This is a genomic window from Ancylomarina sp. YFZ004, assembly GCF_054254355.1.
In genome coordinates this window covers 148,861-165,808 of sequence record NZ_JBTCHQ010000002.1, presented here as the reverse complement: position 1 = coordinate 165,808, position 16,948 = coordinate 148,861, and the positions used below count along the sequence as shown (strand labels likewise).

General features: G+C 37.7%; 12 protein-coding genes. 4 read left to right on the top strand and 8 right to left on the bottom strand.

The window, feature by feature from the left end:
- Positions 1-159: 159 nt before the first annotated feature.
- Positions 160-1,836, bottom strand: a complete 1,677-nt coding sequence (locus ACXR6G_RS03925) for a DUF7467 domain-containing protein (RefSeq protein ID WP_458360096.1) — start codon at positions 1,834-1,836, stop codon at positions 160-162.
- Between the two features lie 682 nt (positions 1,837-2,518).
- Between ACXR6G_RS03925 and ACXR6G_RS03920 the strand changes: the two genes are divergently transcribed.
- Positions 2,519-3,532, top strand: a complete 1,014-nt coding sequence (locus tag ACXR6G_RS03920; RefSeq protein WP_458360095.1) for a hypothetical protein — start codon at positions 2,519-2,521, stop codon at positions 3,530-3,532.
- Between the two features lie 758 nt (positions 3,533-4,290).
- Here the strand turns inward: ACXR6G_RS03920 and ACXR6G_RS03915 are convergent.
- A complete protein-coding gene (locus ACXR6G_RS03915) occupies positions 4,291-4,983 on the bottom strand; it encodes a TapB family protein (RefSeq protein WP_458360094.1) in 693 nt (230 codons plus the stop codon).
- Positions 4,984-5,546: 563 nt separating this feature from the next.
- Between ACXR6G_RS03915 and ACXR6G_RS03910 the strand changes: the two genes are divergently transcribed.
- Entirely contained in the window at positions 5,547-6,296 is a 750-nt protein-coding gene (locus tag ACXR6G_RS03910; RefSeq protein ID WP_458360093.1) for a hypothetical protein, read from the top strand.
- Between the two features lie 85 nt (positions 6,297-6,381).
- Here ACXR6G_RS03910 and ACXR6G_RS03905 read toward each other — a convergent pair whose 3' ends face one another.
- Positions 6,382-7,719 carry an MATE family efflux transporter gene (locus ACXR6G_RS03905; protein ID WP_458360092.1) on the bottom strand — a complete coding sequence of 446 codons (1,338 nt, stop codon included), beginning with the start codon at positions 7,717-7,719 and terminating at the stop codon, positions 6,382-6,384.
- Between the two features lie 336 nt (positions 7,720-8,055).
- On the opposite strand from ACXR6G_RS03905, the gene ACXR6G_RS03900 reads away from it, so the two are divergent.
- Together ACXR6G_RS03900 and ACXR6G_RS03895 are read left to right on the top strand one after the other, a co-directional pair.
- Entirely contained in the window at positions 8,056-8,637 is a 582-nt protein-coding gene (locus ACXR6G_RS03900; RefSeq protein WP_458360091.1) for a Crp/Fnr family transcriptional regulator, read from the top strand.
- Between the two features lie 249 nt (positions 8,638-8,886).
- The gene (locus ACXR6G_RS03895) at positions 8,887-9,273 is read left to right on the top strand and encodes a hypothetical protein (protein WP_458360090.1); all 387 of its coding nucleotides are present in this window, start codon (positions 8,887-8,889) and stop codon (positions 9,271-9,273) included.
- 373 nt (positions 9,274-9,646) lie between these two features.
- Here ACXR6G_RS03895 and ACXR6G_RS03890 read toward each other — a convergent pair whose 3' ends face one another.
- The 5 genes from ACXR6G_RS03890 to tnpA form a co-directional block, all read right to left on the bottom strand.
- A complete protein-coding gene (locus ACXR6G_RS03890) occupies positions 9,647-10,813 on the bottom strand; it encodes a PLP-dependent transferase (protein ID WP_458360089.1) in 1,167 nt (388 codons plus the stop codon).
- A gap of 114 nt (positions 10,814-10,927) precedes the next feature.
- Entirely contained in the window at positions 10,928-12,265 is a 1,338-nt protein-coding gene (locus tag ACXR6G_RS03885; RefSeq protein WP_458360088.1) for a 4Fe-4S dicluster domain-containing protein, read from the bottom strand.
- A gap of 518 nt (positions 12,266-12,783) precedes the next feature.
- On the bottom strand, positions 12,784-14,814 hold the full coding sequence (locus ACXR6G_RS03880; RefSeq protein ID WP_458360087.1) for a molybdopterin-containing oxidoreductase family protein: 2,031 nt from the start codon (positions 14,812-14,814) through the stop codon (positions 12,784-12,786).
- Positions 14,815-14,856: 42 nt separating this feature from the next.
- A complete protein-coding gene (locus tag ACXR6G_RS03875; protein WP_458360086.1) occupies positions 14,857-15,765 on the bottom strand; it encodes a phosphate acyltransferase in 909 nt (302 codons plus the stop codon).
- Positions 15,766-16,340: 575 nt separating this feature from the next.
- Entirely contained in the window at positions 16,341-16,781 is a 441-nt protein-coding gene (tnpA, locus tag ACXR6G_RS03870; protein WP_458360085.1) for an IS200/IS605 family transposase, read from the bottom strand.
- Between the last annotated feature and the right edge of the window lie 167 nt (positions 16,782-16,948).

Below are 16,948 nucleotides of genomic sequence, written 5' to 3'. Positions count from 1 at the left end.
TTTTTGTTTGTACATCTCAATAATTTTCATTCTTTCCAGTATCGGGAAATCTTTAATGGTACCATAATGCAAAACTTTGTATCCCTCTTTACAAGATTGATATAAAAAGGGTGTCTTATTTTAAAGACACCCTTCTAATTTGAACTTTTTAAAAACAGACTAGAAATCTAATTGGAATGTTATTGTGTTCACCGGTGTATCATTTTGTATTTGATATGGATACAACAAGAAATCTGCATTATAATCTTCAAGTGTTCCAACAAAAAGATAGGCACCACCTAGGAATTGTAAATCAGTTCGGTCACTGTTATCTATAGTAACTTCCCAAATGCCATCATTATCTACATCTGACACAATAATATTTCCAACAGGATTATCAGTATTTGAATAACGGTAATCTGTGTTATAATATATTTTATTGCCTGTATAATTAGGGGTGAAGCGATAATATCCTATAAAACCAATATCACCTGGTCCACCTGAAGTTACAGCCCAATCTTCTGTCATATAAGCTTTAAAAGCAATTACCAAATTGCAGTCAACAAGGCAATAGTCTCCTAAAAATCCCCACTTGTCAGTATCGAAGAATTCGCTAAAAGCTATTCCTCCATCTGCCCAAGCCGATTCATCTTTGCATTTTTCTTCATCCTTGTCATCATCACCACGTCCGTTCTTTGTTCTTGACTTTTCGGTGTACGTTGTACAAAGTTGACCACCATTTCTGCTATAGCCATCAACAATTGTAAAATCACCACTTGACATACCAATAAAAATTGGTTGAGAACAAGAGGTATGTATGGCTGTGTTTAGATCCCCATCAATACTTAAATATATTTCAGTGCCAAGTGTACCTTTCTTATCGGTACCAATAAATGAAAACTCTGCACCAGCCTCAACGGTTTTGTTAAACACGATTACATTATCTTTCTTTTGCTTCACCGTAATTAATGCATCCGTATCACCATCATAGGTCATTGTTAGGTTTGTTATTTTACCCTCGCACTCACAGTCTTCGTCGTCATCGGAAGGCGGAGTGGTAGAAGTACAAAATTGACCTCCATTTCGACTATATCCGTCAACAATAGTAAAATCACCTTTAACCAGACCGATATAAAGTGGCTCTGAACAGCTGGTATGTATCTTGGTATTCTCTACATCATCAACCTTTATAGTAATCTCAGTGCCTAATGTGCCTTTCTTATCTTTACCAATAAAAGTAAACTCCTCGCCGGCATCAACAAATTTGTCGAATACCACCACATTGTCTTTTTTCTGCACGACCATAATTTGTGCCCCACTGTTGCCATCATATCTCAATGTTAGTTGAGTCGCTTTGCCATCACATTCACCACAATCGGTATCATTTTCGCAATTGTTTACTTTAGCGTGTGCTAGAACTACGTAGCATTTTTCTCCTTCGACAATCGGAATTACGTACTCGTAGCTTGTGATAGGTACGTCAAATTTATCAACGTAAGGAAATTTGCCTTTATCAGGTTCACCTTTTTTCTTTAATGGAATATCTTCTTTCTTTCCAACAAATAGATTTGTTTCCTTTAGAAACCAGCCTTCTTCAACAAAATAAGTCACAATAATATTTGTGCCGTTGTTCATAATGGTCACATGACCAACGTCAATATTATTTTTAGTGTATAGCTCGAGAAAGGATTGGTCCATTTCGCAAGGATCTGATTGTCCAGTTTTAACAGAACGCATTTGAGTGATTGCTTCTTCCTCCAAAACTTGCTCTGTTTCTGTTTTTTCACATGCTATAAATACAAGCATTAAAATTGCAGTCACCGCAAAGCGGAGGTTAAAATAACTTAGTTTTTTCATGATTGTAATTTGTTAGGTTAAAAATTGATTTACAGTTTAGTCTTTAATTATCACCTTAGATATGAATATTCTACTTCGGTGGATGAATCTATTCTTACCATAAATTTTGCATGTATAAGAATTGAGAGAATTCGTTTTTTATTTTTAAAATAATAAGGCCAATTTTAACAATTTCCCAATTGCTAAGGCAGTTATTACTATTGATATATGTCGTTTAGTTATTGGGTGATTATAAAGAAATAAGAAGTTACATAATCGAATTTAGGAATTCAAGATATGTTTGACAGGTAGCCTCTAATTGGAAACTTAGCCCAGAAGAGCTTGTGACGAAACTTTTGGGTAATGATTTTTATTTTGGAGGAACTGATACCAGAAAACCTTCCAAACTCCTATTTTGGGAGGTTTTTTGCTTCTAAGCGCCGTGTACTACAATCTCAAATCATTCTATGAATCTTAATTGTAATCTGATAGAATAACACAGATTATTTCCATCATTATAATCCCATGAAGAATCATGGGGCTATTGCTAGCTTTTAATTCTTCGATTACAATTTCATTCTAATCAATTTTCGCCATCCAGATGGTGGATCGGCATACAGGTTTAAAATTCCACCTCTCAATTGAGGCAAATAGCCAATTTATCATAGCTTTGCTCCACAATAAAAAAATAAAAAGGAAATAGATGCAGCAGGTTATTATAGGTATTCATGGTTTGGGTAATAAAGCCCCCAAATTTGTTCTCGAACAATGGTGGAAAGACTCCATGAGTGAGGGGATGATCCAGGCAAAAAGCCTTAAGAGCCTGCCTGAATTCGAAATGGTTTATTGGGCCGATATCCTGCACGATAAACCTCTGGACAGATGGTCCGATGATGAAGACAGTCCCTATTATCTGAATGAACCTTTTCAGAGAACCTCGCAACAAGGAGTGATTGAAGAGCACAGCATCCGTAAGAAAGTTAACGGTTTTATCAGCGAGAAGCTGAGCGATATTTTTCTTAACGATGATAAATCACTCAATTATAGTTTTATTACCGATAACATTCTTAAAAGGCATTTTCCCGATTTGGATGCCTATTATAAAGACGACACACAGCACGAGAGCGAGGTGTCTAGCCATGTTCGTGATCAGATTAGGGAGAGATTAGTTCAGGTTATCAACAAATATAAGGATCGGGAGATCATGATACTGGCTCACTCCATGGGCACCATCGTTAGCTACGATGTTTTAAATTTACTGACGCCCGAAATCCCTATTCACAGTCTGATTACAATGGGTTCTCCACTGGGATTGCCTATTGTGATAGGCAAAATTGCTGCCGAGCAAAAGATCCGCCTAAATGGAAAGCCCGTTTTGTCCAGCCCTCCGGGTATCAGTAGCCATTGGTATAACCTGGCTGATATTACAGATCATGTTGCCTTGCACCACAAGTTGGGCGATGATTTTCTTTACAACGGCAAGGGAATTCATCCCATCGATATTTTGGTGAACAACACCTACGAGATGAATGGGGTGAAAAACCCACATAAATCCTTTGGCTACCTTCAATCCCCCGAGCTTATAAGCATTCTTAACGGCTTTATTGCCGATCCAAAGCTAAGCAGGACACAAAGAGTATTGGTAGGTATTCAGACGATATTTGGGAAGGTGAAAGCCAAACAACAGCTGCTTAAGAACAAGTTCAATATGAATTGATCGTTTCGCAATTGCACTTGGTACTGTCAGGCTACAAAAAATGGATCACTGGTAAAAGTGGGTCTATTTAAAGACTTATTCTAATTAAGCAAATGTTTTTTTATAGTGACAAGAAAAAATCAATATCTGCAACTTCTTTCAAAGATGATCAAGAGAGATTTATGGGTATGGATGAATAATCTTACTTCAATGTTGTCCTAAATAAATTTATTAATTGGGCTGTCTGCCCAAACCCGACTTCATTTCTTGTCTTGAAACAAGAAACGAAGCAAAGAAATTCAAGGCTACTTTTTAAATAACTTCTTTATTTATCTCATACTTAAGTGCGGCCGGGTGATCTTCGAACAAGTTCTCAGCTTCCCGGTCTTACTAAAGCTTAGAACTAAAACAAAAGCTATTTAAAATAGATGCCAGTACACACTTAAGTCAAACAATACCCCGAACTTATAAGCATTCTTAACGGCTTTATTGCCGATCCAAAGCTAAGCAGGACACAAAGGGTATTGGTAGGTATTCAGACGATATTTGGGAAGGTGAAAGCCAAACAACAGCTGCTTAAGAACAAGTTCAATATGAATTGATCGTTTCGCAATTCCACTTAGGACTGCTAGGTTACAAAAAATCCTCCCAAACACCAGTTTAGGAGGATCTTTGATGAAGGCTTTATCTTAAATTAATTTTGACAGTGAAGCCTGTTACATTACGGATATATGAATAAAGATGTGATAAACCACGTCTCTACCTTATGGCTATCAATCTTAATTTCTAACAATCTTTACCAGTTCAGTAACTGTGTTGAGTTTGCCTCTTTTATTGTATGATTCACTTCGAATGGTGCCAATATCTTGTATAATCCAAGCCACATTTCTCATGTTTACCTTAATAAACCCCACTTTGCTTTTTACATCTTCCGATATTTTGTAACATTTGAAACTACCTGCAGGAGTCGTAATTTTTTCAAAGGCTTCAACTTTACGATTTATAATATTAGTAGTCATATTCATTAAGCCACTGCCAACTTCTAAACTGATTGAACCATCTTTTAGATCCATTCCAGGAGAAAGTTTGGAAGGGTACATCAGATCATCTGTAGTCAGTTTTATTTCCATATTTTTGAATCCTTCCATCTGTTTTTGGTTCAGGTATTTCTCCATATCAATATAAAATTCATTTCCCTTACAACGGAAGGAAATTGTATCTTGGATGATAACTTTTTCTGAATCCTTAGGCTCCTTATGAGTTTGAAGCAATTCAAAAACGGTTTCGTCACCATTTTCTTTTATCGATATTATCTTTTGGGAATAGATAGCTTGTAATTTTCCTTTTGCATTTTTTATTTCGTAATGCAATTCAGTGCCTACATCTCCAGGAATAAATATGGTGCAATCCTGGCTTAAAGCATTTAGGCTAAAAAAGACAGTTACGACGAATAAACTAAAGAATTTTCTCATGATAATGAATTGGTTTTGCAATTGTAATTGCGGTGATAGTTTATGCTTTAATAGTAATACGATTGTCAGGAAGACAAGCTTAGAGGAATAGGAGCGCTATTTTAATTGATAATTAAATTTACGGAATTGTATACAAAGGAAAAAATTTAAAAAAAGATTGAATCTTTCTTGTCAGTTTATCACTTTATAATCTAAGTATATACAGACTGTAAATGTTTGTCCATTAGTGCTAATTTATAAGGTTTTATGAATCGATATAATAAAGAGAATTAGGTAAGATTGTTGCTTTATCTCCATAAAAAGTCACTTAAGCATCGATTAAAGTCGTTTTATTTTGATTCATGATGTTTTACCAACTTGGCTAAAATTACTTTGATTTACAGTATGGATACTAATTGAGATTTTGTAGCTTACTCCATATTGTATTTTTCCTTAGGAGAATGTATGAAATATGACATGATACTTTAAGGGAATAAATATAAGAAAAGTTGTGATCGCTGGTTGACTTATATAAGAGAAATGACACTAGTGCAGTTGTAATTATTCATTTTAAATTGAATATAATGAAAAAGCTATTATTCATTGCCCTTATTTCTTTATTGTGTTTCGCCTGTAAAGATGATCCACAAGAGTTATTTATTAAAACAACAGAAGTTTCCTTATATCCTGAGGATGTGATACAGATTGATGCTGTATCGGATTTCGATATTACCTATCTATCGACCAATATCTATTTAGCCGATGTATCAGCAGAAGGTATGCTAACTGCCAATAAGGTTGGGAAAACACTTGTAGAAGTAACGAGCCACGACCGTGTTGTAGAAGTTCCTGTTGAAGTTATGGGAAGGTATAATGTCTATCCTGACCCAATTACAGATTGGGCCTTATCACAAAGCGATCTTATAAAAATTGCTGGAGAGCCGGACAAATCTTATACGAGTTCTATTGAGTATGCTAACTATTCTGATCAAGCCCCAGCTATTGCCTATCTTTTTACTCCAGGGGATTCCTTAATGTGTGCAATGGTAATCGTGATTGAAACCGCTTCAGATGATTTAGTCTCATATATGAATGAACGCTTCGTCTTCGATTCAGATGAAGATGGGCTACTCGTTTATTGCAATGCTCATAAACAAGAAGATGTATCAATGCTTATAGGTATATTTTATGGGAGTGGAGGTTCTCCGATGGTTCTTTATATGGAATACCAACAACCGGAAACAAAATCGAGCCAGGCTGTTGCCACCGATTTTAATAATTTGAGAACACAGATGAAGGTCATTGCCAGTGAAAATATGAATAAGTTAGACTGAGTCATAATATAGAAAGCATTGAGAATTATTAGTAAATGATTCCACAAATAAATCCTCCCCAACATCAGTTTGGGAGGTTTTTTAATTAAATCTTCTTAAGGATATGTTTGTATCGAATTTGGAATAGTGCCGAGCAAACGAGTAGCCCAACAGGAAAGCCAAACCAGATACCCACTGCGCCAAAGCCCCATTCAAAAGCAGACATATAGCTAAATGGAATAGATAGAATAAAATAAGAAATAAAGGTGATGATAGCCGGAATTTTGGCATCGGCAAAACCTCTTAATGTACCGGCAAGTATAATTTGTACGCCATCTATCAGTTGAAAAATACTACAAACAATTAGCATTTGTGCCGCCAAGTTTATGACTTTGATATCCGTTGTAAACAGAAGGGGTAACAAATGACGTCCACCAATAAATACGATAACAATAAAAGCTGTGTAGACGTACATTAAATTCATGGCCGTTTTAGTTGCTCTCACAATCCCATACTTATTGTTCTTACCTCTGTAATGGCTCACTCGTATGCTTGTGCCTGCCCCTAATCCCTGATAAATCATAAATCCGAGGGTAGATAGGGTAATCGCTATTTGGTGTGCAGCCAGGTCGACTTCAGTCAGCCAGCCCATCATAATGGCACATAATCCGAAGGCACAGGCTTCCATTACAATTTGTCCGCCCAAAGGAATTCCCAGTTTTATAATTTGCATACATCTGTCCCAACAGAAGACGCTTTGCTTGTACAGTTTCACAAATAATTTGTATTTCTGATTCTTATAAAAGAGAATGATAAAAGCGAAAGCCATAAATATGCGAGCCAATAAGGTTCCAATACCTGCACCAGTCAATCCCATTTCGGGCGCCCCAAATTTGCCATACATAAACACATAGTTACCCAGAGTGTTTATCACATTGGCCCAAAGCATAATTTTCATAGCTGTTTTGGTATCGCCAATACCTTCGGCAAATTGTTTGTAGCCATAAAACACCATCATCGGGATAACCGAAGTAATGAGTATGGCTAAATAATCTTGTGACGATTCTAGAATGGACTCGGGTTGTCCCATATAGGGAATAAGCACATACAGAATAAGCAAGAGTAAGGCTAAAGCGATGCCCATAAAAGCGTTTGCGAGTAGGCCATTTTTTATCCACGCTCCAATTGAATCGTGATCTTTTTCGCCCCAACTCTTACCAATCAGTGGGGTTAAAGCAAAGGAGTAGCCCATCCCGAATATCAAAACCAGACTAAATAAGGTGTTTGTGAAGGATGCTGCTGCAAAAGATGTTGTTCCCAACTGACCAATCATCACATTGTCGATTAATCCGACCGTAATTTGCCCTACCTGTGCTATAATCACAGGAATACTTAGCGAAAGTGTTTTATTGTATTCGCCAGCCTCTTGTTTCCAAAATTTCATAATAAGTCTAAAATTGACATGCCTATCCCAATGAAAGAAGCTCAAGTATCAGCATATTAGTGCGCCAATAGTTTGATCTGTCTTTATTAAAATACAGATGTTGTTAATAAATGAAATGTGAATAAAACGAAAGCTTTTCCTGTTGTTTACATCTTTTGTTTTGTACTCTTTTCGAAACTGGCGTTTCGGATTTCAAGCTGTGAAACGTGGCAAAACAAAAATACGATGCAAGTGAGTCGTTATAATTCTATATCCTGATTTTTCTGACTGCAAATATATTTCAGTCTAATTGCATTTTGCTTTACATTTGTTAAGTCCTAATCAAAAATTGTTGTTATGAGAAATGTGATGTCTGCCATCGATAGGTATTATAAGCTATCGAAACAAAGCAAAGATCTTATTCTTGATGAGCTTGAAGCATTCCGCATGAAGAAAGGGGAAGTTTTAATTCATGAAAATGCTTTGTCTCCCTATTTGTATTTTATCGAAAAAGGCGCTGTAAAGAATTATTATATCGATGAAAAAGGAAACAAGCAGGTGGTTTGGTTCGGTTTCGAAGGGGATATCAGTTTTTCCTTAAACGCTTATATCAACATGTCGTACATATACGAAACCACCCAGTTACTCGAAGACAGCTTGTTTTACAGAGTGAAAATTAGCCATATGAAAAACTTGTATAAGGAGCACTGCGATTGGGCAAATTGGGGACGTTGCTTCGTAGAATATATTTTTATAGAAACCGTAAAGGAGCTGGACGAAAATAAGGCACTAAGCGCTAAGGAAAAATATATCAACCTAATGGCAAAGAATAAGAATGTGATTGAAAGAGTTCTCTTAAAAGATATTGCATCCTACCTGGGTGTATCACCCGTTACCATCAGCCGACTAAGAAAAGAACTGGATGATGCCTCATCATAGTAGGTTGGGTTTATAAAGCACAAAAAAACCTCCCGAGCTTTGGCTTGGGAGGTTTTTACTTTATGTAGTGGTTATAAATTTTTGTTTTAGTCTGTTAAAAGTTCGAATGAGATAGTTTATTGTTTTTTTTTAAACACTTCAGGTTCTACTATACTATCAAGTGCTTTTTGAGAGATTGAATTAAAATCGGGTTGGCCTTGCCTTGCATAATATGATGAAAATCCGAAAGGCGTCTTTGCTAAAGTGGGTATGAAATATATAAAGAGTCCCGATTTTTATTTGAAAGGGATGAAATATGCTCATATTTTAAAGGGAACCTATGTGAAGCCTGAGTTGGCTTTCTCTTCTTATTCCTATGATCGTAATTATTTTGGTTATAATTCCAGCTCTAATAATAGAGTGACTAATTGGGCTGCAGCCTTTAATATTATTGTAGGTAAGCAGTATGTTTTTAACGATCTTTTTCTTTTGGATATGTACTTCGGCCTGGGTTACGGTTTTAGTAAGGATAATGAAGAAGATTCTTTTTTGAACAATAACAGTGATGAATCTTATCATTATGGTTTTTCGGGAGGCAATTCGGATACGCCACTGACTGTAACGGCTGGTCTTAAAATTGGGATTTTGTTGAAATAGATTGATAAAGAGGATTCACATAATTACAGAATTTTCAGAATAAGACATATCAAGATCTAATTTCGCAAGGATATAATGAGAGCTTCACTTAAAGTGAGGCTCTCATTTTTTTTGTCTTTTTGGAAGTTGTTTTTAATCATACAGAATCATGGAAATCTGCGTCAATATTTTTATTTAGACGCGATTCATCGCGTCTCTACGGTATTGCGTCATCATAATTCATAATTCCTAATTTGTAATTTTTAATTCAGAATTAATCTCGTAATTCGTAATTATCGATTCGTAATTGTTTCACCCTTTATCTTTTCGCTTGCTGAGCGGAGTCGAAGCATACTTTAACCTTTATCCTTGTTTTTCTTTACCCTTGTCTCTTTTATAATTCATTTAGCGCATTGCCAATTAGGTGTTTCAATTTATTGATGTTTTCGATGCCTACCGATAAGCGAATCACACCAGGTAGTGGGTATTTAGCACCCCAAACAGGTTCAACGGGTAGAAGAATGGTATCGACCTCGCCCAATGTTGGTACCAAGGGAATCGTATCTTCCAAGGCAGCAATGAAACGGTTGCATTTTTCTCTTTTATCCTCGGCAGAATTTCCTTTAATATCGAAAGTCAGCATGCCACCAAAACCTTTATCTCCAAACAAATCAACCGCCTCTTTTCGGGTTGGGTGAGATTCCAATCCCGGGTACAAGACCTCTTCGATTTGAGGATGATTCTCCAAAAAGGTCGCTAGCTCCATGGCATTGTCGCAATGCTTCTGAAATCTTAGTTCGAAACTTTTTAGTTGGGTTCCCAATCTATAAGCATCGTCTGGACTTAGGAAATGCCCTGACCACTTGCGATATTCAATGGCCTCTTTCATCAGCTCCTCATCGTTACCACAAATAACACCAGCTGTGATGTTGCCATGTCCGCTAAGGTATTTGGTTGCCGAATGAATCACCAAACCAGCACCATCCATTAGGGGTTTCCATAGGAGAGGTGTACCGAATGTATTGTCCACAATTATCTTGGTCTGATATTGCTTCGCCAGCTCCATAATACGTTGCACATCGGCCACAATCAGCATTGGGTTCGATACCGCCTCGAAATACAAGAATTCAGGTTGAATCTCCTTCAGCATACGCTCCAGTTCAACAAAATCGTAAAGCCCTTCTTTGGCATAAAAGCGATGCACATCTAAATTACGACGCTTAATCAATACGGTATCGATAAAGGAATTTGTTCCCCCATAAATCTCATGAAAGAACAACCAGGGACGTGTCTCTTTCCCTTTCTGAAAAACTGAAACAGCCACATCGATAGCCGCCATTCCTGTTTCTACAAGCAATGCCCATTTACAATCTTCAAGCGCCATAATTTGCTTCTCAACGGCAACGGTCGTCGGATTTCTATATCGAGAATAGATATAATCTTCTGGCTCGTGCGCATGATCCAATTCAGCCGCAAAGGCCTCCTTTGTGCGTTTCGAATTTTGTAAATTAAAGCCAGCTTCGCGATAAAGAGGCATATGGTTGGCATTGATTTTTTTCATGGTCGTATTTTTATTACCCCTAAATCCCCTGAAGGGGACTTATCTGATTGGGGTTTGTTATTTTTTAAAGCCCCTTTAGGGGTTTGGGGTAGAATCATTCGTAATTAATAATTCCTAATTTATAATTGTTCTTGTAATTCGTAATTCTTTTTCTGGCGTAATGATATCAGATTCGTAATAAAATTCTGATCGGTCGATAATCTCACCTACAAATAGGATGGCTAATACGATGCCTAAATCCAATTGAGGGATCGCATAATGCAGGGCAAAAGGTACAAATAATGTGAGTAATCGCAGAGCAGATACCCAAGGTAAATAGTTTAATCTTTGCTTTCGAAAAGATTGCTTTCTCCAGGTATATAGACTGGCTTTTGCCAGAACTATTAATTCGATAAGTAGGGTGCTGTCCATTAGCCAAGCCCAAAATAGAATGGCTGTAATGCTTACCATGGCTGAATGCAGCGGCAAAATATCTTTTCGTTTCAGAAACTTATAAACCTTATCAACTGATATCAGGCTGAAAATTCCAAAGACCATAGCGGCATAACCAATCATCTGATTTTCGGTGATAATTTGTAAGCCTGTTAGTCCAAGGAATGCTGAGAATGAAAAAATCTCACGGCTTAGCCAGGAACCTTTCAGGTTGAGAATGAATCGCCACATACGAAGCTTCTTCCCAATATGAAGGGAGGTAAGCGCAATGGCTAGAACCGATATAATTGCAAAAGGAATAAGCGGCATCTCAACTTTTCCGAATAGGAAAGCCGTTTGCCAGCTCACCAAAGCTGCTACAGCTATCGTAAATAGGACTAAAGTCCATTCTTTATCAAGCGCGATTTTCGATTCTGCTTTTGGCAGATAGCTTTCCAGCTTCTCGACATCAATTTCTACCGCATCGGTATTTTCAATCTGTGGTTTTGCGTGTTCTTCGCGAAGTGGAATCAGCTGAATAGATGGCTTGATTCCCATATTCACAAAACCGGGTGTTAGGTGGTTTTCTTCGTTCACCTCTTCTTGTCCGAATGACAAAGCACCTACAGGGCAAGCCTCCGCACAAGCAGGTTGTTTGCCATCAGAAATACGATCGACACAGAAATTACATTTCTCTACAATCTTTGTTGCCTCATTGAATTTTGGTGCATCGTAGGGACAAGCCCAAGTGCAATATTTGCAGCCAATACATGCCTCGGCATGATGAATAATGGCGCCTGTTTCCTTATCGCGTGTATAAGCCAAAGCCGGACAATTTTTCATGCATGGTGCATCCTCACAATGGTTACAAGCCAATGAGAAATGGAAGACGGGTAGGCTAGGGTGCTTCAATTTGTTGTGGCAATTTACCTCGCGCCAATTCACGCCCAGGCTGGTGCCGTTCTCTATGCTGCAACCGGCAACACAAGCCATACAGCCAACACACTTGTTTGTGTTAAATATGAAAGAGTTCTTTTTCATGGTTATATTATTGGCATGATATGGTTTTTTAATCGCATTGTTTTTTATTAAGATTTTAGTACTTAGAGTATTTAAAGTATTAATAAGTACTTAAAGTTGTTTTTTAGTTACATTATTTCATTCACTTTAAGTACTTTAGGCACTGTTTTTAAGTCACTCCAAGTACTCCAGGCATTCTAGGTTCTTAAATATAAGTTCTGAATGCTTTCAGTTATACCTTTTTTACCTTATATATTTCGTCGCATGTTGCAATTGTTCTTTTATCAAGAGTGGTAGTTGCGACTATTGATTTACATCTACTATACCACGGGTTTCACCCATGGTTATTTAAATTTAATCCCTTCGGGATATTTTTTTAACTCTAAATACTCTAGGCACGTCAAGTATTCTAAATTCTTAAATATAAGTTCAAAGTACTTAGAGTATTTATAAGTGCTTAAATAAAAGTTGATAGTACTTGGAATACTTATGAGTTGTTCTTTTTTTTAACTCTAAATACTCTAGGCACTTCAAGTATTCTAAGTACTTATTTTCCTAAAGTCAACCCAAGTATTGTGAAAGGCCGTTCCGTGCCCAATATCTGTTTCTCGTCCTTCGGTGAAAAGGTTAGGTGCCGCACCATTTATGGCCCAATGTCCGTTAGTGAGAACAACATTACCTTGTCGTAAGCCCAAATCGAATTGGACTTTAACTTCTGATTTGCCTTTATGGTTAAAGAGTTCGACTAGCTCCATATTGGCAATGCCTTTTGCTTCGGCATCCAGCGGATGCACAAATAGGTAGGCCTCTGGCTCGAATTGCTTGATCACCTCCAGGTTTCCAAATTGCGAATGGATTCTATTTTTCGAATTGGGCGAAATCATCTGCAAAGGAAAATCCTTTTGTTCTGGCAAAGGCACATAGTCGGGCAGGGGATCTATTCCCCAAAGCTCTTTGGCTTGCTCGCTATACAACTCAATTTTTCCCGATGCTGTTGGGAATTTGTGATCGGCAAAGGGAATCTCTTCGAATGAATTGGTCAATTGTGGTCCTTCTTTTAAGGCAGCTAGGCTCAGTTCAGGAAATTTATCAAGGAATCCCTCTAAATATTTTTCAATGGCTTGATCGGTCGGTTCAGGAATCTGTTTGCTGATTTCAGCCTCATCCATACCCAAGCGTTTTGCCAGTAAGTGGTATATTTCTGTTTCGGGTTTTACTTCGCCCGCAGGTTCAAGCACCTTTTGTTTCAATTGCACGTAAGGGTTCCAATAAGAACCTATAATATCCGATTGCTCGAACATATTTTTGGCTGGAAGAATAATGTCGGCCTCGTATGCCGTATCGGTCATGAATTGCTCCACCACCACACGAAAATCCGCTTTGCGAAAAGCCTTACGAATGGCATGTGTATCGGGATTCTGAGCTAGTGGATTTCCACGCTCTACCCAAATCATTTTTATTTCCGGATCGACAATCTTTAGTAGATCTTCGCCCAATTTGGCTACTGATATTTTTCTACGGAAGCTTGGGTGCTCACAGCCTGGGAAATAGGATTCTGGCTCTTTCAAATCGTCGAACACATAGCTTTGCAAATTGGCATAATGCCAACAAGCGCCTTGTTTACCTATATTCCCGGTTATCACCGAAAGGGCAAGCAAGCAACGTGTGGTCTGACCACCATTTTCGTAGCGCTGCATACCATATCCCGGAATAAGGGTCATGGGTTTAATCGTTCCTAATTGTTTGGCTAAATCGCGAATGGATGCCTCGGATATGCGACAAATCTGCGATACTTTCTCTGTTGTATAAGCTTCTACACGTTCTTTAAACTGCTCGAAACCTAAAACGTTCTTTGCTATAAAGTCGTGATCTATCCAATCGTTCTTGATAATTTCTCGCGCAAGTCCCAAAGCCAAAGCGGCATCGGTTCCCGATTTCACCTGAAATAAGCTGTTTGCTCTCTCGCTAGATGGTGTTCTTCGTGGATCGATAACCACAAATTGCGCCCCTTTTTCCTGAGCCTTTTCAATGGGCATCATCTCCTGAATGTTCGTTTCGGCAGGGTTTTTCCCCCACAAAACAATCAGCTTGGCATGTTCCAAATCCCAGGGTGCATTGTGTTTGTTTGCGCCCATAGTTAGGCGAGCTGCTTCCAAACCAGCCGGCCAACATAGGTTGCCATAGCTTGTGGTAGCTCCACCAAACATTTTCCAGAAAGAGGTACTGACTCCATTCAATAAGCCTGACATCCCGCTTGAAGCGAAATACAAGACCGAATGAGGCCCGAACTTATCTTTGCAATTTTTCAGTTTTTCAGTTATCGTATCTAAAGCTTCGTCCCACGAAATACGCTTATACTTTCCATCTGCCACTCGCTTTTGCGGATACAAAATTCGCTCTTTCGAGTTGGCGCGTTCCACATAGGCCAAGCCTTTTATGCAGGGACCTTCTGGCGTGGCACGGTTTTCGGCATGCGGTTCAATACCTGTAACGGTATTGTTCTCTACTCTCACTTTTATACTGCAAGTGCTGTAGCAATTTCTAGGGCATGCTGATGAGATTAACTTCATGGAATTGGGATCTTATATTCGATGACAATTTACACAAGAATTTTAAGCCATTAAACAAGAAAGTGCAATACAATAGAATTTTGATTGCTGACTCTCGCTTCGTGACATAACAACAACAGGTTTTATGGTACCTTGAATTAGGCCAGCCAGTTCGCCACCACCAAATAACATGAGGCCTTTGTAAAAGCTATTAGCTGCTTCGAGCGATGGGAATATTAAGGCATCAGCTTCACCATTGATAGGCGTTTCAACCCCTTTAATGGCTATACTCGCCTTATCGCATGCAAGGAAAACATCCAATGGTCCATCTACAATGCAATCTTTTATTTGACCACGATCGGCCATCTTGCAGATGATGGTATCATCAATCGATGAGGGGAAAGCAGGATTGGGTTTCTCAGTTGCGCTGATTAAAGCAACTTTGGGTTTCTCAACGCCAAAGCGTTTTGCCATTGCCACACTGTAATTAACCATGGCTATTTTCTGATTCAAATCAGGAAAAGGCAATACAGCCGTATCTGAAACAAATAGAAGCTTATCGTATTTTGGAAGATCGAGCGCACAAACGTAGGTCATGCATGCCTTTGGAGGCAAAAGGCCTTTTTGTTTGTTCAAAACGGCTTTCAAAAACTTATCTGTCCCAATCAAACCCTTCATCAAAACATCAGCTTCATCTTCTTTCACCATTCGCACGGCTTCGGTTACAGCTTCCTGCTGATCTGGAATATCAACAATATGGAATGTCTTTGGATCTGCGTTTTCAGCTGTAAGCAAGCTTACAATTCTTTCCTTGCTACCAATTAGGATTGGTGTTGCAAAGCCAGCATTCGATGCTGAGATAAGGGCTCCAATTGTGTTGTCATCCTCAGCAACAGCTACGGCTATTTTTTTGTTCACACCTGATTTTTCCAGATGTGAAACCATTTCTTTAAGCGATTTTATGGCATTCATATTTATAAGAATCTTAGAGATATGTTTAATGTTATTTGTCCCCTGCTTTAGCAGGGGCATTAAAAATTAAATGATTCAAAATATTTATAATCCTCTGGCTAAAGCCAGAGGCAATGTATGCATTAATAGATTGTTGAAATTATCATATGTCTCCTGCTTTAGCTGGAGATCATAGGCAATGTATTTGTTGAGAAATCAATAATATTCATCACATATCCTAAAGCCATAGACAATGTATGTATTAATAGATTGTTAAAATTATCATATGTCTCCTGCTTTAGCTGGAGATCATAGGCAATGTATTTGTTGAGAAATCAATAATATTCATCACATATCCTAAAGCCATAGACAATGTATGTATTAATATATTGTTGAAATTATCATATGTCTCCTGCTTTAGCTGGAGACCGATGCAAAGGATAAATAATTCATATATAAACATCATTTATCTCCTGTTTTAGAAGGGGGAAATGCATTCAATATATTGTTAAAATTTTCATATGTCTCTTGCTTTAGCTGGAGACCGATGCAATGTATAAATCAATAGTTCATTTGAACATCATTTGTCCTCTGCTTTAGCTGGGGACTATGTTTACAAATTCATATTTTTCAATCATTTTTTTTTCTTCTTCCTCGAATGATTTCTTTTGATGGTGAAATTCCTGATTTTTAATGTAATTGCGGACTTTTGCTAAGGCTGATTTACTAACCGATACCGCATAATAATCGTTCTGCCACTGGAAATGATCCTTACACAACTTATTTTTATTGATCCAAAAGGAAGATTCTCCTTTAATAAGCTGCATAATTTGACTAAGGGTCTGATCTGACTGGAGTGCCACTAAACAATGACAATGATCGTGATATCCATTTATAAAATCAATATGAATACCTTTCTCCTCAGCATTCTTCTTGATGTGTTTCCAAACCTTTTTTCTTAGTAAACTTGATTGTAAAAATGGTTCGCGATATTTTGTACTCCATACAAAATGGATATATACTCTTACATGTGGCATATTGTACTTTTTAAGAGAACAAAAAAAATACAATTTTTTACTGAACAAAACAATTTTAAAATATCCTCTGGCTGAAGGCAGAGGCAATGGAATCAAAATATTTTAAATATCCTCTGGCTGAAGCCAGAGGCAATAGATGTATTAAAAGATTATCAAAATTCTTCATT

Excerpts from the sequence above, each read along its gene's own strand:
- ACXR6G_RS03925 (WP_458360096.1), bottom strand. The coding sequence starts at position 1,836 with ATGAAAAAACTAAGTTATTTTAACCTCCGCTTTGCGGTGACTGCAATT.
- ACXR6G_RS03920 (WP_458360095.1), top strand. The coding sequence starts at position 2,519 with ATGCAGCAGGTTATTATAGGTATTCATGGTTTGGGTAATAAAGCCCCC.
- ACXR6G_RS03915 (WP_458360094.1), bottom strand. The coding sequence starts at position 4,983 with ATGAGAAAATTCTTTAGTTTATTCGTCGTAACTGTCTTTTTTAGCCTA.
- ACXR6G_RS03910 (WP_458360093.1), top strand. The coding sequence starts at position 5,547 with ATGAAAAAGCTATTATTCATTGCCCTTATTTCTTTATTGTGTTTCGCC.
- ACXR6G_RS03905 (WP_458360092.1), bottom strand. The coding sequence starts at position 7,719 with ATGAAATTTTGGAAACAAGAGGCTGGCGAATACAATAAAACACTTTCG.
- ACXR6G_RS03900 (WP_458360091.1), top strand. The coding sequence starts at position 8,056 with ATGAGAAATGTGATGTCTGCCATCGATAGGTATTATAAGCTATCGAAA.
- ACXR6G_RS03895 (WP_458360090.1), top strand. The coding sequence starts at position 8,887 with ATGAAATATATAAAGAGTCCCGATTTTTATTTGAAAGGGATGAAATAT.
- ACXR6G_RS03890 (WP_458360089.1), bottom strand. The coding sequence starts at position 10,813 with ATGAAAAAAATCAATGCCAACCATATGCCTCTTTATCGCGAAGCTGGC.
- ACXR6G_RS03885 (WP_458360088.1), bottom strand. The coding sequence starts at position 12,265 with ATGAAAAAGAACTCTTTCATATTTAACACAAACAAGTGTGTTGGCTGT.
- ACXR6G_RS03880 (WP_458360087.1), bottom strand. The coding sequence starts at position 14,814 with ATGAAGTTAATCTCATCAGCATGCCCTAGAAATTGCTACAGCACTTGC.
- ACXR6G_RS03875 (WP_458360086.1), bottom strand. The coding sequence starts at position 15,765 with ATGAATGCCATAAAATCGCTTAAAGAAATGGTTTCACATCTGGAAAAA.
- tnpA (WP_458360085.1), bottom strand. The coding sequence starts at position 16,781 with ATGCCACATGTAAGAGTATATATCCATTTTGTATGGAGTACAAAATAT.